Below are 24463 nucleotides of genomic sequence, written 5' to 3'. Positions count from 1 at the left end.
ATAGAACTGCTCATAACTCCATTATATTTCAGAAAAAGCCAGGAGTAGACACATTTTACGTAAAACAGACAAAATCAATGAAAAAAGAGGGTAATAACATATGTATGATGTCATTGTAATTGGTGGTGGATCTGCGGGCCTGATGGCTTGCGTTGCTGCTGCCGAGCATGGAGCCTCCGTGCTTCTGCTGGATAAAGGAGATCAACTGGGTCGTAAACTCGGCATCTCTGGCGGAGGTCGATGCAATGTAACCAATGCCAAGGAAACGGATGAACTCATCCGACATATTCCGGGTAATGGACGCTTTTTATATAGTTCGTTTCAAAATTTGGACAACCAGGGAATCATGCGTTTCTTCGAGAATCTCGGAATTGCCCTGAAAGAAGAAGACAACGGCAGAATGTTCCCTGTAACCGATAAAGCCAAAACAGTTGTGGATGCGCTGGTTGGCAAGATTGTCTCCCTCGGCGTTGAGATTCGCACCAAAGAACCGGTCAAGGAAATTATTCAGAATGGTCAGCAGATACAAGGTGTTAAATTGATATCCGGTAAAACCATTCTTGGGCGCTCTGTCATCATCGCTACCGGCGGCAAGTCCGTACCCCAAACGGGATCTACCGGAGATGGTTATCCTTGGGCTGAGGCTGCGGGTCACACGATAACGGAGTTATATCCGACCGAAGTACCCATTGTGTCTGGAGAGAGTTGGATTCAGTCTAAAGAACTGCAAGGTTTGTCTTTAAGGGATATCGCTCTATCCGTAGTAGATGCCAAAGGAAAAACAGTCATCTCTCATCGCGGGGATATGATCTTCACGCATTTTGGAGTGTCCGGACCCGTCGCACTGCGTTGCAGCCAATTTATCCGCAAGGTTCAGATGAAGTCTGGAAACCCACAGGTCATTATGAGCATTGATTTGTTCCCGGAGCTGTCCCCAGGTGCATTGGAAGCACAGGTGCAACAGGTATTGGAACAAGAGTCCCGCAAGGCTGTCAAAAATATTTTAAAAACATGGGTTCCTGAACGCATGATTCCCTTAATGATGAAACGGGCAGAGATCAGCGATGACCTCACGTTCCACCATTTCCCCAAAGGTATGTTAAGCAACTTGTGTGGGCTAATGAAAGCTTTTACCTTCCGTGCAGACGGAACGAGATCGCTCAAAGAAGCCTTTGTTACTGGGGGAGGAATCCACTTAAAGGAGATATACCCAAAAACAATGGAATCCAAGCTGCTGCCTGGACTATTCTTTTGCGGTGAAGTTTTGGATATTCACGGCTACACCGGAGGGTATAATATCACCGCTGCATTCTCCACAGGATACACGGCTGGCATGCATGCAGCTGAATATAAACACGTTACATCATAATAGGTATTACACCTTTTAACCCGATAATGAATTAGCTCAGATGCCAAAAACCCCGATATCCACTATTGTGGACGATCGGGGTTTTTGGGCATTGTTCCATTTTAGAAAAATTAGCTCGAACTGCTCTTAGCTTGTGATGCTTCTATGCTTTCACACTGCCTGAAAATCCATCAGCCGAATCATCGTATGTCGGGTCATCGCTATAGTTATGTCTGCCTTGCTCAGCCTGGCTTCCCTGGTTTTGGCTCGCATAACCCTCATGCCAGTCTTCATTCACGAGATGAGCCGGAATCGATATATTCTGAAACTGATCCAGTTCTTCCGTTTGCGAGGCAAACACGGCACTTCCTCCATGAGATTGTACAATCTCTACGGCAGACTGAGGATCTTGGCGATCTGTGGGGATGTACAGTTCCAGCGGGCCGGACTGATACGGCTTATATCCCAATTCCTCCAAGGTTGCCCTGGCGGCATTCAACGCTGAATCGTCTGAAAAGTGCACCTGTAGTTCGCTATTATCCATCATCGTCTCTTCCTCCTTGCTACAGCTAATCTCTCATCATCCATAGATGAGATTCTTCTTCTATAGCATGGGCAGATATAGCGCACGATATGCTCCGAATTAGAAAGGAATTCCTTTAGCCCCGGGTCAGCCGGACCCATCCGGCAATAGATAAGACGCAGAGTCCGAAGGCCACCGCACCTGCAGCTGTCAGAATACCGACGATCCAGCCGAGCCAAGCCAATCCCAGCGTGAATCCCATAAGAATACCAATCGGGACAAACAACATCCGAACCATCATTGAACCTGCAAGATGCAGCGCCTCCGTGTCATACGTTATAAGCTGAACATAGTCGGACGTGGCAAAAACATCCCAGGAACGATAAAACATCACCGTCAACATGATGATTAATAACGCACACACAATGACATTGACCGGAAAAGGTGGTAATGCAACTGCTGCGATGGATAGTCCGCCTAGCTGCAGATACAATTTCATCGTGGCCGAGTTTCGGAAAAATGCCTTGAATGCAATCTCCGCTGTCCGATTCGCGATGGAACGATTACGTAACAGTTTACGCGGTTTACGGAAGATGATGGACCGTGTTCGTGGGGCTTTCGGCTTGCTCACCGCCCGGCTTAACATTAGAGCTGTAAGCTGCAGCCTGCTCCGCAGATCCTCCCGCACATCCCCTTCAAACGTTCCCTTCATCAATAGCCTCATCTGTCCAACTGTAATTAGAAGAAGCATGATAATTACGATTCCAAAACTGATTTTCCACGTCTGTCCATGCATCCATGATGTCGCATGAATGGTCATGTAACCTATGCCAATGACGAGAGGGATCATCTGAATCCAGCGTCGCCATCCAGTATGTCGAACCTTCGTCATATGTAGTGTTATGGCTTGGAATGAAGCTACCGCACCAAACCAGACAGCCATAAGTGCTATCTGGAGATTCGACATCTCATAGACACGGGACCACAGGGGTGCGGTCAGCGCTGTAATCAGGATCATTTTGCCCAGATGTTGCAGACAGGACCGGTAGAGCCCTTGCCTCATTAGCGTTCGCATCCACAACGGTCTTGATTTCAAAAACAATACATCCGCTTCCTCCACAAATATCAACACACCACCGGTAAGCATAACCACGTCGATCAGCCCAGTCAGTACGGGGAGCGGTAATCCTGTCGCCCATGCAGGCAGCGGTTTGGTCCACAGACTCGTGTACCATCCAATCAGATAGAACAGACCCGGAACAAGCAAATATACCCACACGGTCCAATCCACGACGAGTCTGAGATTTTTCATCTGTTCCCTGAAATGTTCTTTGCGTCTTCGTCTGTATAAACGAAGTGGGGTATAACGCTGGGAAGTCTCCATTCTCTCTCACCCTCTCTCTATCTAAGACGTCAGTACATCAAAACAGTCAAACAAAGAGGCTTCCGGCAATCCTGCCACTTCACGGATCTCATCCAATGTTCCCTCGGCAGCAGATCTGCCCGAAGCAATCAGAATAAACCGGTCGCAGATTCGTTCAGCGGTATCCAGTACATGCGTAGACATAAGCACACCCGCGCCGCGGCGACGTTCATCATCAAGTAATTTTAGAAAATCCTTGGTTGCACGAGGGTCCAGTCCGATGAACGGCTCGTCCACAATATAGATATCCGGTGAAGACAGAAATCCGATCATCAGCATCATTTTCTGCCGCATGCCCTTTGAGAAACTGGCCGGAAGATCATTTCGAACATGGTCCATGCCGAAACGAACCAACAGTTCCTCCGCTCTTGCAACAAAAGCTTCTTCCTCCATTTCATACGCCGCTGCCGCCAGATCAAGATGTTCCCATAGGGTCATATATTCATAAAAAACCGGTTGCTCCGGGATATAGGCATAACGACCATCTCCCCCAATCGTCACTTCATAGTTCGCATGTTCCAGCAGACCAAGAAGCGTTTTGATTGTGGTACTTTTGCCCGCACCATTGGGTCCGATAATACCTACCAACTCTCCTCGTGCCACATTCATTCGAATATTGCGTATGGTCGATTGTCCCGGCTCGTATCCTGCCTCTGTAATATGTACGTCCAATATGGACTCCTGTATAGTTGTACCTTCATGCTCTATCTTCATATCGAACACTCCTGTTCTGATTCGGGCTTGAACTAAAGACTATTTACACTTGCCACTCCGATGACAGAACAACCTTCCGATCACTGTTATCCCCCGATTTTTTGAATCAATATCACAAATGTTAAAATCGGGGGATAAAGGCGAACGCTTCGCTTCTTCAGGTTCTTTCTGTCCTCTACGTTATCGTGTAAATATATATTTTGGGATGCGTGTTTGATTATTTGAACGTTGTTCTTTTCTTAAAAAAATAAAGCAATAAATCATAGTAATGAATGACTTATTGCTTACTATTATATTTCATTTTCAGTAACATAGTATGTACGAATAATTGAGACTAGTTGTTCAAATGTGAACTTGTGGTTCACCATATCAACAGTAAAGTCCTCAGCAAAAGTTTGATCCATCTTAAGATACACATTGTTATAACGTAGAAAGATTACCAATGCGGTAAAAGCCGTTCTTTTATTAGCATTATGAAAAGGATGGTTTTAGCCCAAAGATTGAAAGATCACAGCAGATTCAAGCAGACCAGAATCTTTAACTCCAATCTGCTCTCCAGGACTGTAACGCTTAATCATAGCGACGTTGATCGCAATAACCTCTTGAATACTCAAATACCGGGTCATGATCATCTGTCCTTGAGACCTTTCAAGGTTTGATCATATTCACCCATCACATCAGCCAATGTATCCATAAAATCACTACTGATTCCGTTAGGCAAATTAACTTTTGCAGACTTTTTAATAATAATCTCCCCATTAGACTGATTTACCTCGATTTGAACCATATCGCCTTGCTCAAGACCAATTTGTTTGAAGGCATCTGTCATTGTTAATCCAAGACTATTACCGAATTTCTTTACTTTTCGTTCCATCTTACTCACCCTATTCATTCATTACTACCTCTAGTAATACTATTTAATTGTTATAACAATTATAGTGGAACTTTTATCAATTTGTATATTATTTCGAATTTTGAAATGCAAAAAAAGAAGCAGTGGTTCCGGAGCCCCTGCTTCTTCATATTACAGTGAAAATCTCATATTAACGATTTGTCTCCACCACAGATGTAGTTTCACTCTCTGCATCCGCATCCACGTTCAGATCCAGAACCAGTGCGCCGCGGCTTTCGCTCGCATAGCTGCTGTTCACGTTACGCTCGCTGTCTTTCACGCTGTTGTTGCGTTCAGATTGAGTCCAAGTCGCACTCTCTCCTTCTGCATTCGCGTTCAGACCCAGATCCAGTGCTCCACGGCTTTCGTTCGCAGTGCTACTGTTTACGTTACGCTCACGGTCATTCACGTAACTGTTGCGTTCGGATTGAGCCATCGTTGCACTCTCTCCTTCTGCTTTTGCGTTAAGACCTAGATCCAGTGCTCCACGGCTTTCGTTCGCAGTGCTACTGTTTACGTTACGCTCACGGTCATTCACGTAACTGTTGCGTTCGGATTGAGCCATCGTTGCACTCTCTCCTTCGGCATTCACGTTCAGACCGAGACCCAGCGCTCCACGACTTTCGCTCGCATAGCTGCTGTTAGTGTTACGCTCGCTGTCTTTCACGCTGCTGTTGCGTTCGGATTGAGCCATTGTTGCACTCTCTCCTTCAGCTTTTGCGTTCAGACCCAGATCCAGCGCTCCACGGCTTTCGCTCGCATAGCTACTGTTCACATTACGCTCGCCGTCTTTCACGCTGTTATTGCGTTCAGATTGAGTCATCGTTGCACTCTCTCCTTCGACTTTTGCATTTAGACCGAGATCCAGTGCGCCACCGCTTTCGCTCGCAGTGCTACTGTTTACGTTACGCTCACGGTCATTCACGCTATTGTTGCGTTCGGATTGAGTCATCGCTGCACTCTCTCCTTCGGCATTCACGTTCAGACCAAGACCCAGTGCTCCACGGCTTTCACTCGCGTAGCTGGTGTTCACGTTCCGATCATCGCCGCCTTTTGAATAGTCGCTCATCGTTGTACCTTCTCCCGACACATTGGCATTGAGGCCAAGGCCCAGCTTGCCAGAACTGCTACGCTCAACTGTGTGGTCAGAAGAACGATCATTGTAACGGTTCATACTCTCGGAAGATAAGCCGGCATTAAGGCCAAGATCCAGATTCAATGCTCCAGTTGCACTGGATGAACCTCCGTAGCTACCATGGTTACCGTAACCTGTGTCACGGTGTCCTGACAGAAGAGATCCCAGCTCCAGGCGCAAACCTGCATTTAGATCCAGATTACCACTGCTGTTACTGCTATAGCTATCTGCGTAAGTTGCCTGCGAAGCTCCCAGCAATCCAGCCACCAACGTACCCGACAATACCGACAATTTTACCCAACGATTCACTTTTTTCATGATTATATACACTCCTTCTCAATTTTGGTTGAATTAACGCCATTGTTGCCTAAGAGAAAGAGGTATATTGCGGCGGCCGCCCAGGTGGTGCCTGTGACCATTGACTGAACCCATCGAGCCGTTCCATTCGGAAGGCAAAATCGTAATCTGGCGTAACCAGACCTGTTGCTGCTCCCGGAAGTGCAGCGGCTGGAGCGGTTGCTCCACCTCCAGTTACACCGGACGAACCGGAGTTTGTCCCTGCGGAAGCATTAGCTGCTCCGGGAGAAGTTGCTGCAACAGACCAACTTGTTGGTCGTTCTGTGCGAGGTTGCAATGGAGATGTTGCATCAGCATTATCTTGTTTCAGATCGGCTTCCTTGTTACTCTGCACTTGTTCAGTGACAGCTGGTTTAGCAGTTATCTGATCTACGAGGAATAACTCGTTATCAGGCAAACCTGCATTAACATCGGAATCCTGCGTCAGATCGGTTCCTTCCATAGGCAATGCCTGCGGGACAACAGGTTGTTCTGGACGTACTATTGGTTCCGAGGCGACTTCAATCACTTTACCCGTAACCTGTATTGCGTCCTGTCCTTCCTCGTTGTTCTGTGGTGAAACAGGATCTGCGAGTGCACTCGTATTGGAAATTTCAACATTCGGTGTTTTGACGAGCGTCGGCTTTTCCGGAGTGACTACAGGCGGTTCCAGCTTCACACTTGGAATCTCCACCTTTTCCTGATCAGGATTGAGTTCAGCGGATACGTCTACAACTGGAACTTCTGCTTTCACAGAAGGCAACTGTACATTTCCCTTACTCAGATCCACACGGGATGAAGAGATATTGACCGAAGTAACTTCAGGTACATCCACCTTCACGGAAGGCAATTCAACCTTACCCTGCCGAAGATCTGTTTTCACAGGAGACATCTCTGCCTTGATCACATCGGGTACCTCTGCGGTAACACCAGGCAAGGAAGCTGTACCTTCGTTGAGGTTCACCTGACTGCTTGATACATCGGCTTTGATCACCGGTGTATCCGCCTGTACAGACGGCAGTTCGACGGTTCCCTTCTTCGCATCAATCCCAATCTCTGATGTTCCGGCCGATCCAAGCGGTGTATCTACTTTTAGCTCAGATACACTCAGCTTACCTGTCGATTCATTCGCTTTGATCGAAGGAACTTCAACATCCAGCAGTGGTGTGGATACCGATACCGACGGAGTCAGGTTCAACCCGCCATCCGAATCACGTGAAAACAAACTGAGCGACAATCCGCTGGAAGGTTTTTCAGAAGATACCTGAGCCTCGTCTGCGTATACATGTGACGATCCAAACCCCAGCATCAAAGTCCCGGCAAGTATTGCCAGTGGTATGCTTCCAAGACGCACAATCGATTTTGGTAACTTTACATTCAAGTTGCTTCACCCCCTTTCCGCTAATGCGTTGGTGGGACAAGTCATATGAGTTTTCCCCTAGGAATAATTACAATACAGGGATTTCTGCCTGTTCCTCATTAAACGTGAAGGCGTTTACTCAAACGCTTTCCGATCATAAACTTAAAATTTGAAGTAAATTCAAATCTTCATTTTAACTGTTCTAACCTGAGCAGATCCGGCCTGTTTTCAGTCACCTGCAATCATGGTCTTGGCTGCAATGGAGCCATTCAGATCGGCTTTTTCCCCGCTACGTTTCATCAAATAAATCAACCCAAGCAGGGTCAGCAAAATGCCTGAACAGACAAAAGCCGGCACTACACCAAATGAGGTGACCATAAATCCGCCTACCACCGGGCCCATAATATTACTGGCTGTCATCACGCTGCCTACCGTTCCAAATACCCTGCCTGTCATCGCCTCAGGTGTCTGTTCCTGCAACAGGATCTGAAAGGGGACAATTGCAAACCCAATTCCGACACCTGCCAGGGCAAAGAGGGATACTAACAACAGATTGGCACCTAGCCCGGCGTGCGGCCAAATCCCAACAATAACTCCGGCTCCGCCGATAACCAGACCCATGAGTGTGGTACCCAGACCCATTTTCAAAACATGCCCTGCATGCTTCCACTTCCGTACACTCATCGCTGCAATTAATGTACCTGCGCCACTTGCTGCCACGCACCATCCCAGCAGATCAGTTGAAATTCCGGGAAGTTGTCTGAATAACACCACAGTCTGTGAATCGGCAAATTGCAGAAAAAGTATGGCTGAAGCAAGCAAAATCAGAGACGTTCCTACATGAGGGAGAGATGCAAGCATGCGGATACCCTCCAGTGTTTCTTTCCAAAAAGATCCTTTTGAGCGGTTGCGAACATCCCCAGCTGGCTCTTCCTCTACTTCTGTTACGTTATGAATTGCGGTTTGGATCACCCGAGTTCCAGGAATCCACAATAAAATGATGCCGGAGATCAGAAAAGACGCTGAATCGAGAACAAAACACCAGGTAATTCCAAAGGCGGCTACCAAAAGTCCGCCAAGCGCTGGACCAATAATTTTGGACATCTGTTCGATCACCGAGCTGATGGATACAGCTTGGGCAAGCTGTTCGCGAGGTACAATTTCCTTCAGCTTTCCGTTTTTGGCCGGAGAGAAGATTACATCAAACAGGGATTTGAGGACAAGCAGTATGTAGACGTGCCAGATCTGATCAGCAAAAATTAACGCACCCACGATGATAACCCGTGCACCATCAGCTACAATCATCAGCCATTTTCGGTTCAGGCGATCTGCAAGCGTGCCTGCGAATGGCCCTGTCAACAGAATGGGTAGTGCTGCGGAAAGTGTGACAAATGTAATCTCCCATGGCGTTGCATTCCAGCGGATACCCACGAGGGTCAGAATTGCGAGCAGATGCAGCCAATCACCCAGATTGGAAATGCCCTGTGCCACCATCAATGTTACAAAAGATCGGTTATTCTTCAGCGGTCGTTGTCCTTCAAACGTTATATCACTTGCCATCCTTCTTCTCCTCCATTATCTTCCAATTCATAGTATGAACTCATTATATAGAGCAACCCTTGACTCGACCTCCTGCCAGAGGCGGAGAAAAAGCGACATCTGAAGGATGATTTTTCAGTATGATGAATGATCAAATTTTAAATGCTAAAAATGCAAATCTTGTGACATATCGCATGTTTTTCGTAGAAATAGAAGTTTACAATTAAACCATGGCGACAACCTGAATCGTCAAACATAACTAACCAACTCATATAAGTTGAAATACTCTTTTACATGAACAGCATAACGGAGAGGACCCCTCTTCATCATTTCAACTTATAAAACTAATCTGAAAAGGCGGGATCAGCATGCTGGAATTACAAGAAATCGGAACCGAACGTTCACTTCATCTGTACCGCACCTTGGCCCAGACATTCAAGAGCGTGAATGAACACGCTGTATCCGGAAGCAAAGTGCATGGCTTCAACCCCACCGCGTACGGGGTACTCGAAGTGTTATATATGAAAGGAGCTCAGCCGATTCAACAGGTTGGCGCACAACTTCTGCTGCAAAGTGGTAATGTGACCTATGTGATCGATAAGCTGGAGCAAAAAGGATTGTTACACCGCAAACATTGTCCGCAAGACAGACGTATCATCTTTGTGGAACTGACCGAAGAAGGACAGCGCACCATGGATGACATCTATCCAGGTTATGCGTTGAAGATTGATCGGGCGGTAAGTGGACTAAGTGAGGAAGACAAGGAATTGCTGTCCGAACTCTTGGGAAGACTTGCACATTCCGCAGACCGTTTATCAGCGAGCAGCTAGAGCGTATCTTAAAACCTGTCGAAAGCGGGAGCGCTAACGCTAACGAACCTGTGACGTCTTATTCAGGGGTCTGAAGCGCTCGCAGCATTTTAAGGAATCTGACACACGCTATCTTTGGATAAACAGCCGTTTACAACGTGTTTTTCAGGTGATTTCGGGAAATAACGTGTCTCATGTTCCTTACAATTTAGAAAGACGAGCAGAAGGTCAAATAAGACGTCCTCGGTTCCTTAGAAATTCGTCTGGACAATTCACCAGGATCAGCCAGCCTGTACTTCAAAATGCTTTTGGCCCAGACACCCCCAACATATCACTTGCCTGAGTTTGAAGATGTAATCTAGTCCACTGCACGTGTGCCATCAACAAAAATAACCGGATTTGCCTGACATCGGCGAATCCGGTTTTTCGTATATATATCTACTTTTTACTTTGAGCCTTGTGGCTGCGTTGGAGCATCTGCATCTTCGGGTACAATTAAACGTTTGCGTAAAGCCAGCGTCGTTACCCACGACACCAATGCAATGACAAACATAATCACAAATAGGGAATGCAAGCTTCCTTCCAAAACGTTACGCAGCAGCGCCCATTTGTCATCAGATAGGGCAGCATCCGTATGTGGTGCGAGCAGTTCATTCAGATCATTCTCCGAAATTCCAGCCTCCGCCAGATTCTGTTCACTGGATAACGTCGAGATCCGATAGTTTAACCAAGTGCCAAAAGCCGCTGCACCAATCGTCTGTCCCAACGTACGCATGAACGTGTGCAATGCCGTAGAGGAGCCACGCTCCTTATATCCTACAGAAGACTGCGCAATAATGGTGAAGATCGTAAACGCAAAACCGAAACCAAGACCATAAATAAAGGTCAATATAAAGAGCACAGCCTGCGGGGATGTTCCGCCCACCAGAAAGAGTCCACCCGATCCAATCGCAATACCGGTTAACCCAATCAATGCGGTCATACGTGATCCAATTTTCATTAACAGACGGCCTGCCATCACACTACCAATGAGCCAACCCACCGACATCGGTGCGAGCAACAGCCCGGATTCCGTCGCATTACCTCCCCGAACCCCCTGCACCCAGAGCGGCAAATAACTGGTCAGGCCGATCATCAAAGTACTGGTCAGCAGTCCAGCGATATTCGCCACACGGATGTCCCGAATTCGGAACAGATGTAGTGGAACCATTGGAGCCTGAGCTCTTTTTTCCACCACAAAAAATAAAATGATAAACAGAGCGGCGACCACACTCAGCACAACAATCAACGGCGAACTCCAGGCATAATATTGCCCACCCGCCGACAGGACAAACAACAATGCGGTAATGCCCACCGTGAAGGTCAGCGCACCAACATAGTCAATTTTGGCTGTACGCGGAGAGATATCTTCCTTCAGATAACGAAATACAAACCACATCGCAAGCAGACCAAATGGCACATTAAAACCAAAGATCCACTGCCAGCCGAGATTATCTACAAAATAACCGCCAAGCAGCGGTCCCGCCAGAGAGGAAATACCCCACACGGAGCTAATCCAGCCTTGGATTTTGCCACGTTCTTCAATGGCGTAGATGTCCCCGATAATCGTAAATGTAACAGGAACTACCGCACCCGCACCAATCCCCTGTATTGCACGAAAAATAATTAATTGCTCCATGTTCTGCGAAAGACAGCACAAGAGTGAACCCAGTAAAAATAAGGCACAGCCAATCAGAAATACAGGCTTTCGTCCATACAAGTCACTGATTTTACCGAAAATGGGCGTACTCACAGCCATCGTCAACAGGTATGCGGTGAAAATCCAGCTCAGCAGCTGTACACTCCCCAGTTCACTGACAATGGTCGGCCCTGCCGGACCAATTACGGTGCCTTCAATCGCTGACAGAAATGTCGCGAGCAACAGCCCCGTCAAGATGAAACTGCGCTTCAAACCTCCAGTTGCATTCACACAAACCCTTCTCTCTTCATTCTCTATATAATTGGTACGTTAATTTACACCTCTACTACGAACCAGAACAAGCTTCCAATCGCTGTTATCCCCAGATTTTTTCTTCTCCTCTCTAAAGGAGAAATCCGGTGATAGCGTATGCTTCCGATGTAGCTTTCTTTCAGAAAGCTTTAAAGGCGATCGCTTCGCTTCTCCAGCTTTGTTCTGTTTCTTCGTTTACGTGTAAATTTAAAAGCAATTATATATTGTCTCTTTTATTTACCTCGCTTGCGAAGGAACTCATCATACAGCATCGAATACATCACCATATCCTTGTATCCGGTTGACGTATGTTGCACCTGTCGCAGCAACCCTTCTCGCGTGAAACCGCGGTTTGTCAGGAACTCGCCGGAAGCCAGATTACGCGGATCAACCAGCGCTTCAATTCGATTAAGACCCATGGTCTCATACCCAAAGGGCAGCAACGCGGAGAAAGCCTCCGTCATATAACCATAGCGCCAATAATCACGTCCCAGCTCATAACCAATCTCACCCCGGAATGCGCCTTCAAGCTGCCATGTATTGAATCCACAGCTGCCGATGAGCTTGCCTGTTTCTTTGAGTTCGATCCCCCACCGGATCGCATCCTCTTCTCCTGCCATTTGGTTGAGCAGCCCAATCATGTCCGCCGCTTCGCTTGTCCCAATCATGGGTGCAAGATTCATGTAACGGGTCACCTCGCGATCTGACCAGCATGCGAACATCTGGGCCGCATCCCGGCGACGCATTTTACGCAGACGAAGCCGCGCAGTCTCCATTTCGGGAATTCTTCCTTTGCATTTATACATATAAAGACACTCCGATCCGATCTATCTCCGCAGACCATAATATTCACTAGTCATCTAATCATAACCTGCGCCGAATGGCAACTATTCAGTCATGCACACACGTCAAAAAACCGGGCCAATGTCGCTCCCGGTCTTATTGTACGTATGGAACAATTCAAGTTTGAGTGAATTACGGAATCATGGCTTGTCCTAATGATTTTAAGCTTTGGACGTTTTCTTGCCCTTCCCCAGTAATTCATCGCTAACCCGGCCAAACACAGCCGTGATTTCCTTGAATTCTTCGATGCCAGTCCCGGTCAGGCTCCATTGGTCCCCGTGGGCGGTCAGGAAATTCTCCTGTGTCAGGTGTTCAAGCTCCTGCTTGATCTCCCGCTCTCCAACGCGATATCCCCGTTCTTCCAATAGGGGCAGTGCCTCGCTAACGTTCAAATCCTGATTTTGCGCGAAATATAGTAGATGAATCCGTACAAAAAGATTCTGTACCTCTGCATGCATAAGCCAAGCTCCTTCCCGGGTTATAGCCCTCCGTGGTTGCTAAGTAATTACCCCACGTAAGAAGCTGAGAAACAGGAGGATTCTTCAGGTATTCCCTTCCCTTTCCGAAATCCTCCGCTTGACTAACCGCATCCTCTGCACTATCTTGAAAATAAGTACCATTTTGCTCGGGAGGGTGATTTACCATGTTTCAAGCTGTTTCCTATGAAGGAACACGAAGTGAGCAGCACACCGCCGTCCTGGGACAGTTAAGTGCTCTGATCCGCGATGAACCTAGTGCGATTGCCAATCTGGCGAACGCTGCTGCGCTGCTCAATGTATTTATGACCGACACAAATTGGGTCGGCTTCTATCTGTATGATGGAAAAGAACTGGTCCTTGGGCCATTCCAAGGACTGCCTGCCTGTATCCGAATTCCATTGGGACGTGGTGTATGCGGCACATCTGCTACGGAAAAACGTACCCTGGTCGTTGATGATGTTCATGCCTTCCCAGGCCACATTGCCTGTGATGCAGCATCCAACAGTGAGATTGTCGTGCCGATTATCAAAAACGGCGAACTGTACGGGGTGCTGGATATCGACAGCCCGATCAAAAACCGTTTTGACGACGAAGACCGCGTCTTCCTGGAGAAAGCCGTAAGCCTGCTCACAGAGCAGTTGGAGGCAACCATACCCCTTTAGGAAATGATGAATAAGGTGATCGGAGTCTCATCACACACGATGATAAAGAACCCGTAATAACAAAGAGCGCAGTCCTCTCAGAGGTCTGCGCTCTTTGTTATCCATTATGATTCACACCCATGTTCTTGCTCGCCCATGTTACTTTATGCATCTAGGATAAATCATGTTCCGCTTTAATCATCATCCCATCCCGCAGGAATTCAGCCAGCCTCGGGTGGTAACCATCATACATCTGACGGAAATTTTTATGCTCTACATACAGATTGGCCAAATCCCGATAGATCTCAGCGGTGGGTGTATAATAACCTTTGATCCATTCAAGATGCCTGCCAATAATCTGTTGTACTTTTGCACTACCGGGCTCCAATCCGTCCTCAATGGCCTGTTGCAAGTCCAGATGAACTTGATCAATTTTCGCCTGGGAATCCAGATAATCTTCTTTTGACTTCAACTCCTGATTTTCAGGTAATGTGGATGAATTGGAAGATTGGATGTCGGACCTCTGAGCACCGTCTGTCTGCACATGGTTCATATTATTAGTGACTACAGCTTCAAAACCCGATTCATTCAGCAACTGGTGACGCCCCTTATTTACAAAACCGATATAAAGATCATGTTCATCAATTTCCTGTTCACCTTGCAAATGAGAGATCGTTTTGTCCAGTGTCTGAATCAATCCATGCAGACGCAATGCCTTCTCCAGAATATCAATGCGATGCTGCTTCATGATGCGTATGACATCCTGAGGATTATCCCGTAGCATCGGGGCAATCTCATTCTCCTTCATACCTACTTCCTTACAGAAAAGGATTTGCTGGAGTCTCAGCAATTCCTGCTTTTCATAATAGATGTCCTCATCTATATCCCCAAAAGCCGGATTCAGAAGACCTGTCTCCGCATACTGGCTCAGTTCGTTCAGACTTACGCCTGACATTCCCGATACGTCAACCATGGAATATGCCATTTGAATACACCTCCTGCCTGTCCTGCAACTCCAGAGTTCAGGCTTAATTCATACTGCATTGTATTTGAATAATGAGAGAATATAAGACTTTCGGCAATGCTGTACCGCTTCATTCCGCTCGTGCTCTGGATGGGTACATCATGCTTCGGTGATATGAGCGGCGTTTGGTCAGTTATGTTGCGGTATGTTAACTATGTTATACCCGTCTCATCAGATGTGAACCCGCAGTCGGCGAAGAATCCGCATGTATTTTTGAAAACTTTTTCCATGATCTTCATATAAAAAAACCTGTGCCATTATTCTGGCACAGGAGTGTGTGGTTATGTTTTCATTGGCATACGGTATATTGAGTAAAATAATGGAAGAGAATCACCCTTTGTTAAACATAACAAATTTCAATTCCGTCATTTCCTCTACAGCATATTTTACACCTTCACGTCCGATACCACTCTGTTTCACCCCACCATAGGGCATGTGATCCACTCGGAACGTCGGAATATCATTAATCATAACTCCGCCTGCTTCAATCTGATCGACAGCATGGAGGGCGGTATGGATATCGTTTGTAAATACGCCTGCCTGAAGCCCGTATATCGAATCGTTAACATGTTCAATACCCTCTTCAACGGAATCTACCGTATTGATCACAACGATGGGTGCAAACACTTCCTGACAGGATACCTTGGCATCACGCGGAACGTTAATCAATACCGTTGGACGAAGAATGCCTCCTTCAGCTTGACCGCCTGCTGCCACCTCAGCCCCTGCCTGTTTGGCTTCTTCAATCCAGTCGAGTGTACGCTGTACATCTTTGGAGGTAATCAGCGCAGAGACCACCGTATCCGGGCTCAGCGGGTCTCCGACCACCACTTGTTTAGCCGCTTCAGCGAAACGCCGGATGAATTCTTCCGAGATGTCACGATGTACGTAGATTCGCTGTAGCGAGATACATACCTGTCCCTGATACGTGAAAGCACCGGTCACACATCGAGGAACCACTTTGTCCAGATCTGCGTCCTTATCCACAATCACCGCTGCATTCGACCCAAGCTCCAGTGTCACGCGTTTGAGTCCTGCTTTGCTACGAATGCTCGTCCCTACCGCTGGACTGCCTGTAAACGTAATATAAGCAACACGGGGGTGCTCCACAAGCACATCACCAATGGTTTTGCCATCACCGCTCACCACGTTCAGTGCACCATCCGGCAATCCGGCTTCCTGAAGCAGATTAGCGATGTAATAGGAAGACAGAGGCGTCTGCTCCGCAGGTTTGAGAACAATCGTATTGCCCGCTGCCAGCGCTGGACCTACCTTGTGGGCTACCAGATTCATTGGAAAATTAAACGGTGTAATCGCACCGATGACACCTAGAGGTTGCCGCATCGTATAACCGATACGTCCTTCTCCACCTTTGGCTGCATCCATCGGAACCGTCTCTCCGGTCAGTCGCTTGGCTTCCTCAGCGGCAAAACGATACGTTTCCACCGTCCGGTCAACCTCGGCCAGCGCTGCGGTAATCGGCTTCGCCGCTTCAAGCGCTATGATTCGCGCTGCTTCTTCCTTGCGTTCTTCGAGCATGGAGGACAACTTGTACAGAATATCTGCACGCTGATGTGCAGGCATCTGGCGCATTGCCTTCCCAGCCTGAACGGCAGCTGCAATAGCAGCCTCCGCTTCCTCGGCTGAAGCCGACGAGACTTCTGCGAGCGTTTCCCCGGAGTATGGTGCTTGAAGTGTTTTATAATCTACGGATTCGGTGGGTTTGCCACCGATAAACAGATGTTGTTTTTTCATATGTTGCATCCTCCATCCTTTTAGAACCTATTGAACTAGAGAAAAGAATATTACACTGCCACTTCGATGACAGAACAACCCACCAATCGCTGTCTCATGTAAAAGTTCAGTTTAATTTATATAATCTATTTATACACTATTTCCGTGCCATCAACCCACTACGGTATTCGGCAATCATAGCTTGTAACGTACCTGATGAGCCATTGTGGCGATCTTGAGCTATTGCATTATAAAGGATTTCACAACCTATTTAACCGTCAGGACGGGACATTCTGCATGTTTTAACACGCCATGACTGACACTGCCCACGATCATCTCTGCGAGCATGCCTTTCCCGCCTGTACCCATCACAATCATTCCACAATCTCGTTCACGCGCCACACGGCAGATCTCATTAACGGGATCACCTGCAATCAGTAGTGTTTCATATGCAATGTCACGCCCGGACAACTGATTAGTCACAGGTTCTATAATATGTTGCCCTTCTTCGGCAATCCGAGCTTCCAGATCAACACCCAATGCAGGTTCATTGATCGAAATGGCAGGATTCACATGCACGATCAACAGACTTGCGGGATGTTTCATATCTTCAGCCAGGATCAGAGCTTGTTCCAAAGCCTTATGAGCATGATCCGAACCATCAACAGCAACCAATATACGTTTCAACATTGCAATTCCTCCTGTGAATTAATGAGATGTAATGGCGGAATCGATATCCCGCAGATGATGACGGCGCACCAGCAGTACCACGACTCCAACCAGAACCATTAATGCACCAAAATAAAACGGCGTTTCCGGCAGGAACCACTCGGACAATTTACCCGCAAGCCATGGAGCAAGTGCACCACCCAGGAAACGAACGAAGCTGTATGCAGCAGAAGCAACAGAACGCTCTACAGGTGCAGCTTCCATAACAGCCGTTGTAATTAACGTGTTGTTAATCCCAAGGAAAATCCCCGCTACAATGACTGCCACAATAACGGTAGTTGGTGAACCCATCACCGTACCTACTGCCATAACAACCAGATCAATCGCGAACAATGTAAGCATGACACTCATGGACGGAACCGATCCGAATCGGCGTTGTAATCTTGGTGCCACGAATACCGACGTAATCGCCAGCATCAGTCCCCAGCCAAAGAATACATAACCCAAGCCGTGCTCATCCAGATTCATGACATATGGTGAATAAGCCATCAAGGTAAAGAAACCAAAGTTATACAGGAAGGCGGTAATCGCCAATGTTTTCAATGAAGGATAACTTAATGCTTTGAACGGATCGGACAAAGAACTGCGTGTTTTCGGTTTGGCCATCTTGGGCAACATAAATGTAATGCTTATAAAGGCAATCGCCATCAGAACAGCCACGCCGTAGAACGGGCCACGCCAAGAGATGGAACCCAGCTCACCACCAAGCAGTGGACCAACCGCAATCCCGAGACCAAGTGCTGCTTCGTACAAAATAATTGCCTTGGCTGTCCCTGACGTGGACAGTCCCACAATGGCAGATAACGCCGTTGCGATGAACAAGGCATTCCCTAGTCCCCAACCGCCACGGTAACCGACCAGTGCACCTACCGTGTCTGAGGTACCGCCGAGGAATGAGAAGATAATAATCAACAATATGCCGCTGAGCAGCGTCCACTTCACACCAATCCGGCTGGATACGACACCTGTAATCAGCATCGCTACACCGGTTACAGCGTTATAACTGGTAAATAGCAGCGACACCTGGCTTTTCGAAGCATGTAGCTGATCTGCAATCGCGGGCAGGATCGGGTCAACCAGACCCAGACCCATAAAGGATATGATACATGCAAAGGCAACCGCCCATACCGCTCGCGGCTGGGATAACAGGCCCCCACGTGATGACGGCAATTCGTCCGGTAATGATGGCTCTCTTTTCATACGTAATTCCTCCTGTGAATAATTTATGTGGTTAAGCTTTATATTTGAAAACGACCTTGAAAATAATGAAAATATTCTATACATTTTCAGAATTAGAGGTAACAAAACGGCACAAATGACACCGAAACATCCGGTGTTTGTACAGGATCGCCACAGGTACTATGGTGCTCACTCTATGTAGCGATTATGTGTATACAGTTTTGTTTATTTGAAAATAGATGCTAATTCGGTTAGCCGTCTTCATCACCCTGCGGATCATGTGCCTGTAACTTCTGAATACCACTCCGAACGCGTTCACGCAGCTCTTCCAGTTCAGTCTGTACGGCATGTATGCTCTGAAGTTTCTGCTCAATCAGTTGCAACTGACCATCCAGCGTTGTTTCCATCGCGGTAAGCTTCTCGATCCGTTCTCTTACTTCGGTCGTCTGCTGGTAGTCAAAACGTTGTTCGTTCAAGGCATCTGCTGTTGCCACATAGGTATGTAACTCCTGAAGGGAGAATCCAAGTACCTCTTTGGCGCGAACCACCTTTTTCAGATAATCGATATCCTCCCGAGTGTACAACCGCGTCCCGCCATCTGTCCGCTGAGGTGAAGGCATGACACCAATCTCTTCATAATACCGAATGGTTCGCTTGGTCAAACCACATTCCTTGGCTACGTCGTCGATTTTATATAAACTCATTCCTTCACCTCTTCCATATGTCTATAATGTTATGTACATAATTATATATAATATTAACGTTAACGTCAACGTTAGATTTTTACACATAAAGTCTTAGCGAGTTGAACATCGACTTCCATTCTCTATCTTCAACAAAAAAAGACCCGCTTCACACGCGAGTCTTCCTCTCTACACTATTCATTCATTTTACCTTAAACGTTCTGCTCATTCTGTTGCTGTTGTGCACGCTGCATTTGCTTCAACCGGCCTTCAACTCTGGTAAACAGTCTGAACGTATAAAATCCTGTAGCAACCAGACTCAGCACCAAAGCTCGTACATCTGTAAGCCAGAAACCGATAATGCCGAATATCGTAATAATCACACCAAATTGCATCATTAGATTGGCGCTGTAACTTTGCGCTTCATCCCACAAATCGGGATTACTCATTGCACGCGGGGTCCGATAACCATATATTCCGTTAATCATTTTCGGTGGTTTTTTGAACACCATGAACCCCAGAATGAAATAACACACTCCGATGATGATCCCTACTACTGCTCCTGCCAAAACGTTCTCCCCTTCACTGTTGTCTTCCATAGACCTGCTCACACTGACACTCCGATGACAGAATAACCTTCCGATGTAGCTTCGCTTCTTCAGGTTATTTCTGTCCTCTCCGTTCTCGTGTAAATGTCTAGTTAGACTTATCTACATAAAAATATAAAAACGGCTCTACGTATATACGAAGAGCCGCCTGGATCGTTTCGTAAACTTAGATATTCTTCACTCGAAGTACACGCATGGCGTTCAGTACAGCCAGCACTGTGACACCGACATCGGAGAATACCGCTTCCCACATGGTAGCTATGCCAAACACACCGAGTAACAGGAAGATCGCTTTAACTCCCAGAGCAAACGCGATATTTTGCCACACAATCATTCGTGTACGCTTAGCAATGCGGATTGCACTCGCTAGTTTCGACGGTTCATCGGTCATGATGACCACATCTGCTGCTTCAATCGCGGCATCTGAACCAAGTCCACCCATGGCCACACCCACATCGGCGCGTGCCAGCACAGGTGTATCGTTGATACCGTCACCGACAAACACCATTTTCTCCTTCGCAGATTTGGCAGCTTCCAGTTGCTCCAGCCGCTCGACTTTATCCTGTGGCAACAATTCAGCGTAGATCTCATCCACACCCAGCTCACGTCCTACCGCTTCACCTACGGCTTTGGCATCACCTGTCAGCATGACCGTTTTGCGGATGCCGAGTTTCTTCAGCGCCTGAATGGCCGCGGCTGCGTCATCCTTCACTTCATCGGCAATGATCAGATGACCAACATACGTGCCAGCTTCAGCCACGTGGACTATCGTTCCAGCCGTCTCTGGTGTGGTATAGGATATACCCGCCTGCTTCATTAATTTGGCGTTGCCTGCAAGCACTTCCCGACCATCGACGCTCACCTTAATCCCATGTCCGGCAACTTCGTCATAACCTTCCACACCTTGCGTGGGAATGGCCTTGGCCCAAGCTGCGCGAATGGATTCGGCAATCGGATGATTGGAATTGGCTTCGGCAATGGCTGCAAGCTCCATCAGTTCTTCTTCCGTGCGTCCACCTTCGGGACGAATGGCTGTTACTTTGAATACACCTTTGGTTAGTGTACCCGTTTTATCAAAAACAACAACTTTTACATCGTTCAACGCTTCAAGGTAGTTACTGCCTTTGACAAGAATCCCGTTACGTGAAGCTGCTCCGATACCACCAAAGAAACCAAGTGGAATAGAGACCACGAGCGCACAAGGGCATGAGATAACCAGGAAGACCAATGCACGATAGATCCAGTCAGCAAATGTTGCACCACTAAGTATCAACGGCGGAACAAATGCAATCACGGCTGCAAGGATAACAACAACCGGTGTGTAATAACGAGCAAATTTACTAATAAAATGTTCTGTTTTCGCTTTCCGACTGCTCGCGTTCTGCACCAGGTCCAAAATCTTGGATACCGTTGATTCACCAAACGTTTTGGTTACTTCAATCGTCAACATACCATTTTTGTTCACAAATCCACTCAGTACATCACTTCCAGGCTCCAGCTCACGAGGTACGGATTCACCTGTCAGAGCAGAAGTGTCCACCATGGAACGCCCAGCTCTAACGATACCATCCAGTGGTACTCGCTCTCCTGCTTTCACGACAATACGATCACCAATCCGTACGTCTTCCGGAGATACACGACGGGTCTCGTCACCCGAACCCGTCAGGATATTCGCGTAGTCCGGGCGAATGTCCATGAGTGACTGAATCGACTTACGTGACCGATTAACCGCCATGCCCTGAAACAGCTCCCCGAGCTGATAAAAGAGCATGACCGCTACCCCTTCCGGATACTCTCCAATGGCAAAAGCACCCAAGGTAGCGACGGACATCAGGAAGTATTCATCGAATACCTGACCGCGGATGATGTTTTTGGACGCCTGGAGCACGATATCTCCCCCGGCAATCAGATAAGCGAGCGCATATAGAGTAAACTGTGCCCAGCCCTCCAGCGGCGACCAGATTGCGGCTGCGAGCAGCACAGAACCTGCAGCAAGACGAGCAAGTAACACTTTTGTCTGTCCTGCACCATGTTCATGTGAGTGGCCTGCATGGGCATCATCATGGGTATGGCTGTGATCATGTCCAGCATGACCTCCGTGCTCATGCACATGACCATGTGTGTGTCCCTCTGAATCTGAGTGATCATGAGTATGCGAGTGTTTGCCATGTGAATGTGAATGTCCATGATTATGTCCGGCATGGTCATGACTGTGGTTATGCGCACCACCTGCACTACCTGTATGGGTGTGCACATGTCCGTTCACGTGTTTTCCTTTTTCCGAAATGCGAATATGCGGCTCCAGCCGAAGCACTTTGCGCTTTGCTTCTTCCACTACCTGTTCATCCATATCGGAAGTGGTGTGTAGCGATAGTGTTTTGGTAACAAAATTGACAGAGCATTCGTTAATGCCCTTAATTTTTTTGACCCCATTCTCGATCTTTAATGCGCAGTTCGCACAATCCAGTCCATCAAGCAGCAGTTCCCTTTTCACCTGTTCCTGTCCGGTTCCCATGTGAATTCTCCCCTTTGCAGTACAAAAACGATGTTATATTTCAATTGTATTCAATATATGAGCACTCATTCATATGTTTGGTTACCCCTATTATATGCACGCCTAAACATGAGTGTCAACAATCGTTGTTGATTTTTCATACAGATTATGCTAATAGTAATCATTTCGCTTTAGGCGGGTTTTGGATATAATAGAGCTATAGTTGTTAACATAGGCGGTGATAGGAAATGGAACAACCGGTTAAAGCACCAAGCGAATGTGATGCAGCCTGCTCAGGTACTGAAGCCGACGTGCAGACGATTCGCACTTCACTCATAGATCGGGAGACGTCTTCCGAGATGGCAGATTGGTTCAAGGCATTCAGCGACCCCACACGTCTACGTATTATTGATGCGCTGTTACAGAAGGAATTATGTGTTCATGACCTGACGGTTCTGCTCGACATGGGACAGTCGGCCATTTCACACCAGTTGCGTTCACTCCGCAACATGCGGATTGTCAAGCGGCGCAAGGAAGGCAAGACCGTGTACTACTCTCTGGATGATGCTCATATTGAGCAGATTTTCCTGCAAACGCTCCAACATATTAAACACAGCTAGGCAGCAGCCAAGCTTGTTCATGCAGAAGAACCCCCGCCTCTCGGCTGTATGCCGATGGACGGGGGTTCTTCTTGGTAAGGGTACCGTTTTATACAGGATACAAAGTGACTAAATCTTCTGATTAACTATCTCTTGGAGCTTGCCACTTCGGTTATAAAAGATTGTTCTTGTTCGGGTCGTACAGGCCCGATCTGTCCTTAAACCAGTTGAAGATATGTGATACACATACTTTGAGCACCGCGTATCCTGGAACAGCGAGCAGAATGCCCACGACTCCAAACAGATTACCCGAAGTCAGAATGACAAAGATAATCGTGATAGGATGGATTTTCAGCGTTTTACCCATGATCTGCGGCGAGATGAATTTACCTTCGATTAACTGCACGATTGTCCATACGGCAACCATCTTCAACAGCATCACCGGCGAAGTAACCAGGGCCACAATCAACGCAGGTGTAATCGCAATTGCTGGTCCCAGATACGGAACAACACTTGTGAACGATGCGATAATTGCAAGAATCAGTGCATAATCCAGACCAATGACCATATAACCGATGTAGAGCAGAATACCGATGCAGAAGCTGACGATAATCTGTCCACGAATGAATGAACTGATCTGGTGATTGATGTCTTCCAGCACATGCATTGCACCCGTACGGCTCTTGATCGGCAGGAAAGACAGAATTTTCGCTGGCAGCTTCTTGCCGTCTTTCAGCAGATAGAACAGAATGAATGGAACCGTTACGATAGACAGCACGGTCTCAGTGAAAGCTCCGAGGAATCCGCCCAATTTGGTCCAGGTCGAGTTCAGAATTTCAGTAGCCTTTTGGGAGATTGTTCCCCACCAGTCCTGCGAATTCAGATTCACCGTTTCCTGGAACTGACCGAACAATTTACTGCCCGTAAGCTCCTCAAACTGCTGTTTTACCGTCTCACTGTAGGTTGGGAAATTTTCAATCAGCCCCACAATCTGGTTACGCACAACCGGAATGACTGCCAGCACTACAACGGTCAGAATGCCTCCAATCGCAAGATACAGGATCAGAATGGACCAGCCCCGCTTAATTTTCCACCGCTCCATCACATCCACAATCGGATTAAGCAGATAGTAGAGTATGCCTGACAGAATAATAGGTAGCACAATGGTTTTGATGAGTACTGCGAGCGGATGAAGAACAAAGGATACTTTGGTCAGAACCATCACGTTCAGTCCCACCAACAGCAGAATCAGCAGAAATAGAACAAATTTGTTGTTAAGAAAAAATCGCTTGAACCGCTCCGGCCAAACGCGGGGTTGCTCAGGTTGCTCCATAGGCGTGTCGTCCTCTCTTATGACCCTTAATCAAAACTAAACTATAAA

Annotated in this window: 22 protein-coding genes and 1 pseudogene; 4 read left to right on the top strand and 19 right to left on the bottom strand. The window is 47.3% G+C overall.

Features of this window, described 5'->3' with window-relative positions:
• Positions 1-100: 100 nt before the first annotated feature.
• Positions 101-1369, top strand: a complete 1269-nt coding sequence (locus MHI55_RS03735; RefSeq protein WP_338707706.1) for an NAD(P)/FAD-dependent oxidoreductase — start codon at positions 101-103, stop codon at positions 1367-1369.
• 142 nt (positions 1370-1511) lie between these two features.
• On the opposite strand, the gene MHI55_RS03730 is transcribed toward MHI55_RS03735, so the two are convergent.
• The 8 genes and pseudogenes from MHI55_RS03730 to MHI55_RS03695 all read right to left on the bottom strand — a co-directional run bounded on the left by MHI55_RS03730 (position 1512) and on the right by MHI55_RS03695 (position 9291).
• Positions 1512-1895 (bottom strand): hypothetical protein, encoded by a 384-nt coding sequence (locus MHI55_RS03730; RefSeq protein ID WP_051447349.1) that lies wholly within the window; start codon positions 1893-1895, stop codon positions 1512-1514.
• 112 nt (positions 1896-2007) lie between these two features.
• A complete protein-coding gene (locus MHI55_RS03725; RefSeq protein WP_340388883.1) occupies positions 2008-3255 on the bottom strand; it encodes an ABC transporter permease in 1248 nt (415 codons plus the stop codon).
• A 21-nt stretch (positions 3256-3276) separates the two neighbouring features.
• Positions 3277-4008, bottom strand: coding sequence for an ABC transporter ATP-binding protein (locus MHI55_RS03720; RefSeq protein WP_036614152.1), 732 nt, complete (start codon positions 4006-4008; stop codon positions 3277-3279).
• A gap of 290 nt (positions 4009-4298) precedes the next feature.
• Positions 4299-4640, bottom strand: a pseudogene (locus tag MHI55_RS03715) (type II toxin-antitoxin system death-on-curing family toxin).
• Positions 4637-4900 (bottom strand): AbrB family transcriptional regulator, encoded by a 264-nt coding sequence (locus MHI55_RS03710; protein ID WP_340388881.1) that lies wholly within the window; start codon positions 4898-4900, stop codon positions 4637-4639. Before MHI55_RS03710 ends, MHI55_RS03715 begins: the two are co-directional and overlap by 4 nt.
• A gap of 151 nt (positions 4901-5051) precedes the next feature.
• Positions 5052-6353 (bottom strand): hypothetical protein, encoded by a 1302-nt coding sequence (locus MHI55_RS03705; RefSeq protein WP_340388879.1) that lies wholly within the window; start codon positions 6351-6353, stop codon positions 5052-5054.
• Positions 6354-6402: 49 nt separating this feature from the next.
• The gene (locus tag MHI55_RS03700; RefSeq protein WP_340388877.1) at positions 6403-7752 is read right to left on the bottom strand and encodes a hypothetical protein; all 1350 of its coding nucleotides are present in this window, start codon (positions 7750-7752) and stop codon (positions 6403-6405) included.
• Positions 7753-7959: 207 nt separating this feature from the next.
• Positions 7960-9291: an MFS transporter gene (locus MHI55_RS03695; RefSeq protein ID WP_340388875.1), complete on the bottom strand. Its 1332-nt coding sequence runs from the start codon at positions 9289-9291 to the stop codon at positions 7960-7962.
• A 347-nt stretch (positions 9292-9638) separates the two neighbouring features.
• On the opposite strand from MHI55_RS03695, the gene MHI55_RS03690 reads away from it, so the two are divergent.
• On the top strand, positions 9639-10100 hold the full coding sequence (locus tag MHI55_RS03690) for a MarR family transcriptional regulator (RefSeq protein ID WP_017690799.1): 462 nt from the start codon (positions 9639-9641) through the stop codon (positions 10098-10100).
• Positions 10101-10524: 424 nt separating this feature from the next.
• On the opposite strand, the gene MHI55_RS03685 is transcribed toward MHI55_RS03690, so the two are convergent.
• The 3 genes from MHI55_RS03685 to MHI55_RS03675 all read right to left on the bottom strand — a co-directional run bounded on the left by MHI55_RS03685 (position 10525) and on the right by MHI55_RS03675 (position 13370).
• On the bottom strand, positions 10525-12030 hold the full coding sequence (locus MHI55_RS03685; protein ID WP_340390569.1) for an MDR family MFS transporter: 1506 nt from the start codon (positions 12028-12030) through the stop codon (positions 10525-10527).
• Between the two features lie 272 nt (positions 12031-12302).
• Entirely contained in the window at positions 12303-12875 is a 573-nt protein-coding gene (locus tag MHI55_RS03680; protein WP_340388873.1) for a GNAT family protein, read from the bottom strand.
• Between the two features lie 198 nt (positions 12876-13073).
• The gene (locus tag MHI55_RS03675) at positions 13074-13370 is read right to left on the bottom strand and encodes a hypothetical protein (RefSeq protein WP_036614170.1); all 297 of its coding nucleotides are present in this window, start codon (positions 13368-13370) and stop codon (positions 13074-13076) included.
• Positions 13371-13555: 185 nt separating this feature from the next.
• On the opposite strand from MHI55_RS03675, the gene MHI55_RS03670 reads away from it, so the two are divergent.
• A complete protein-coding gene (locus tag MHI55_RS03670) occupies positions 13556-14053 on the top strand; it encodes a GAF domain-containing protein (protein WP_340388871.1) in 498 nt (165 codons plus the stop codon).
• 151 nt (positions 14054-14204) lie between these two features.
• Here the strand turns inward: MHI55_RS03670 and MHI55_RS03665 are convergent, their stop codons facing one another.
• From MHI55_RS03665 to MHI55_RS03635, 7 genes are all read right to left on the bottom strand, one after another.
• Positions 14205-15017 (bottom strand): TipAS antibiotic-recognition domain-containing protein, encoded by an 813-nt coding sequence (locus MHI55_RS03665; RefSeq protein ID WP_340388868.1) that lies wholly within the window; start codon positions 15015-15017, stop codon positions 14205-14207.
• Positions 15018-15386: 369 nt separating this feature from the next.
• A complete protein-coding gene (locus tag MHI55_RS03660) occupies positions 15387-16811 on the bottom strand; it encodes an aldehyde dehydrogenase family protein (protein ID WP_340388866.1) in 1425 nt (474 codons plus the stop codon).
• Positions 16812-17057: 246 nt separating this feature from the next.
• Positions 17058-17480 carry a universal stress protein gene (locus MHI55_RS03655; protein WP_340388864.1) on the bottom strand — a complete coding sequence of 141 codons (423 nt, stop codon included), beginning with the start codon at positions 17478-17480 and terminating at the stop codon, positions 17058-17060.
• An 18-nt stretch (positions 17481-17498) separates the two neighbouring features.
• Positions 17499-18719 carry an MFS transporter gene (locus MHI55_RS03650; protein ID WP_036614180.1) on the bottom strand — a complete coding sequence of 407 codons (1221 nt, stop codon included), beginning with the start codon at positions 18717-18719 and terminating at the stop codon, positions 17499-17501.
• Between the two features lie 230 nt (positions 18720-18949).
• Positions 18950-19402: a MerR family transcriptional regulator gene (locus tag MHI55_RS03645; RefSeq protein ID WP_101315043.1), complete on the bottom strand. Its 453-nt coding sequence runs from the start codon at positions 19400-19402 to the stop codon at positions 18950-18952.
• 191 nt (positions 19403-19593) lie between these two features.
• Positions 19594-19980, bottom strand: coding sequence for an SdpI family protein (locus MHI55_RS03640; RefSeq protein WP_340388862.1), 387 nt, complete (start codon positions 19978-19980; stop codon positions 19594-19596).
• Positions 19981-20155: 175 nt separating this feature from the next.
• On the bottom strand, positions 20156-22504 hold the full coding sequence (locus MHI55_RS03635; protein ID WP_340388860.1) for a heavy metal translocating P-type ATPase: 2349 nt from the start codon (positions 22502-22504) through the stop codon (positions 20156-20158).
• A 227-nt stretch (positions 22505-22731) separates the two neighbouring features.
• Between MHI55_RS03635 and MHI55_RS03630 the strand changes: the two genes are divergently transcribed.
• Positions 22732-23103, top strand: coding sequence for a metalloregulator ArsR/SmtB family transcription factor (locus MHI55_RS03630; RefSeq protein WP_036614212.1), 372 nt, complete (start codon positions 22732-22734; stop codon positions 23101-23103).
• Positions 23104-23254: 151 nt separating this feature from the next.
• Here MHI55_RS03630 and MHI55_RS03625 read toward each other — a convergent pair whose 3' ends face one another.
• A complete protein-coding gene (locus MHI55_RS03625; protein WP_036614215.1) occupies positions 23255-24415 on the bottom strand; it encodes an AI-2E family transporter in 1161 nt (386 codons plus the stop codon).
• Between the last annotated feature and the right edge of the window lie 48 nt (positions 24416-24463).

Source organism: Paenibacillus sp. FSL E2-0151, from assembly GCF_037993015.1.
Classification (GTDB): Bacteria; Bacillota; Bacilli; order Paenibacillales; family Paenibacillaceae; genus Paenibacillus; species Paenibacillus amylolyticus.
This window is presented reverse-complemented; position numbering and strand designations above follow the sequence as displayed.

Excerpts from the sequence above, each read along its gene's own strand:
- MHI55_RS03735 (WP_338707706.1), top strand. The coding sequence starts at position 101 with ATGTATGATGTCATTGTAATTGGTGGTGGATCTGCGGGCCTGATGGCT.
- MHI55_RS03730 (WP_051447349.1), bottom strand. The coding sequence starts at position 1,895 with ATGATGGATAATAGCGAACTACAGGTGCACTTTTCAGACGATTCAGCG.
- MHI55_RS03725 (WP_340388883.1), bottom strand. The coding sequence starts at position 3,255 with ATGGAGACTTCCCAGCGTTATACCCCACTTCGTTTATACAGACGAAGA.
- MHI55_RS03720 (WP_036614152.1), bottom strand. The coding sequence starts at position 4,008 with ATGAAGATAGAGCATGAAGGTACAACTATACAGGAGTCCATATTGGAC.
- MHI55_RS03710 (WP_340388881.1), bottom strand. The coding sequence starts at position 4,900 with ATGAATAGGGTGAGTAAGATGGAACGAAAAGTAAAGAAATTCGGTAAT.
- MHI55_RS03705 (WP_340388879.1), bottom strand. The coding sequence starts at position 6,353 with ATGAAAAAAGTGAATCGTTGGGTAAAATTGTCGGTATTGTCGGGTACG.
- MHI55_RS03695 (WP_340388875.1), bottom strand. The coding sequence starts at position 9,291 with ATGGCAAGTGATATAACGTTTGAAGGACAACGACCGCTGAAGAATAAC.
- MHI55_RS03690 (WP_017690799.1), top strand. The coding sequence starts at position 9,639 with ATGCTGGAATTACAAGAAATCGGAACCGAACGTTCACTTCATCTGTAC.
- MHI55_RS03680 (WP_340388873.1), bottom strand. The coding sequence starts at position 12,875 with ATGTATAAATGCAAAGGAAGAATTCCCGAAATGGAGACTGCGCGGCTT.
- MHI55_RS03675 (WP_036614170.1), bottom strand. The coding sequence starts at position 13,370 with ATGCATGCAGAGGTACAGAATCTTTTTGTACGGATTCATCTACTATAT.
- MHI55_RS03670 (WP_340388871.1), top strand. The coding sequence starts at position 13,556 with ATGTTTCAAGCTGTTTCCTATGAAGGAACACGAAGTGAGCAGCACACC.
- MHI55_RS03665 (WP_340388868.1), bottom strand. The coding sequence starts at position 15,017 with ATGGCATATTCCATGGTTGACGTATCGGGAATGTCAGGCGTAAGTCTG.
- MHI55_RS03660 (WP_340388866.1), bottom strand. The coding sequence starts at position 16,811 with ATGAAAAAACAACATCTGTTTATCGGTGGCAAACCCACCGAATCCGTA.
- MHI55_RS03655 (WP_340388864.1), bottom strand. The coding sequence starts at position 17,480 with ATGTTGAAACGTATATTGGTTGCTGTTGATGGTTCGGATCATGCTCAT.
- MHI55_RS03650 (WP_036614180.1), bottom strand. The coding sequence starts at position 18,719 with ATGAAAAGAGAGCCATCATTACCGGACGAATTGCCGTCATCACGTGGG.
- MHI55_RS03645 (WP_101315043.1), bottom strand. The coding sequence starts at position 19,402 with ATGAGTTTATATAAAATCGACGACGTAGCCAAGGAATGTGGTTTGACC.
- MHI55_RS03640 (WP_340388862.1), bottom strand. The coding sequence starts at position 19,980 with ATGGAAGACAACAGTGAAGGGGAGAACGTTTTGGCAGGAGCAGTAGTA.
- MHI55_RS03635 (WP_340388860.1), bottom strand. The coding sequence starts at position 22,504 with ATGGGAACCGGACAGGAACAGGTGAAAAGGGAACTGCTGCTTGATGGA.
- MHI55_RS03630 (WP_036614212.1), top strand. The coding sequence starts at position 22,732 with ATGGAACAACCGGTTAAAGCACCAAGCGAATGTGATGCAGCCTGCTCA.
- MHI55_RS03625 (WP_036614215.1), bottom strand. The coding sequence starts at position 24,415 with ATGGAGCAACCTGAGCAACCCCGCGTTTGGCCGGAGCGGTTCAAGCGA.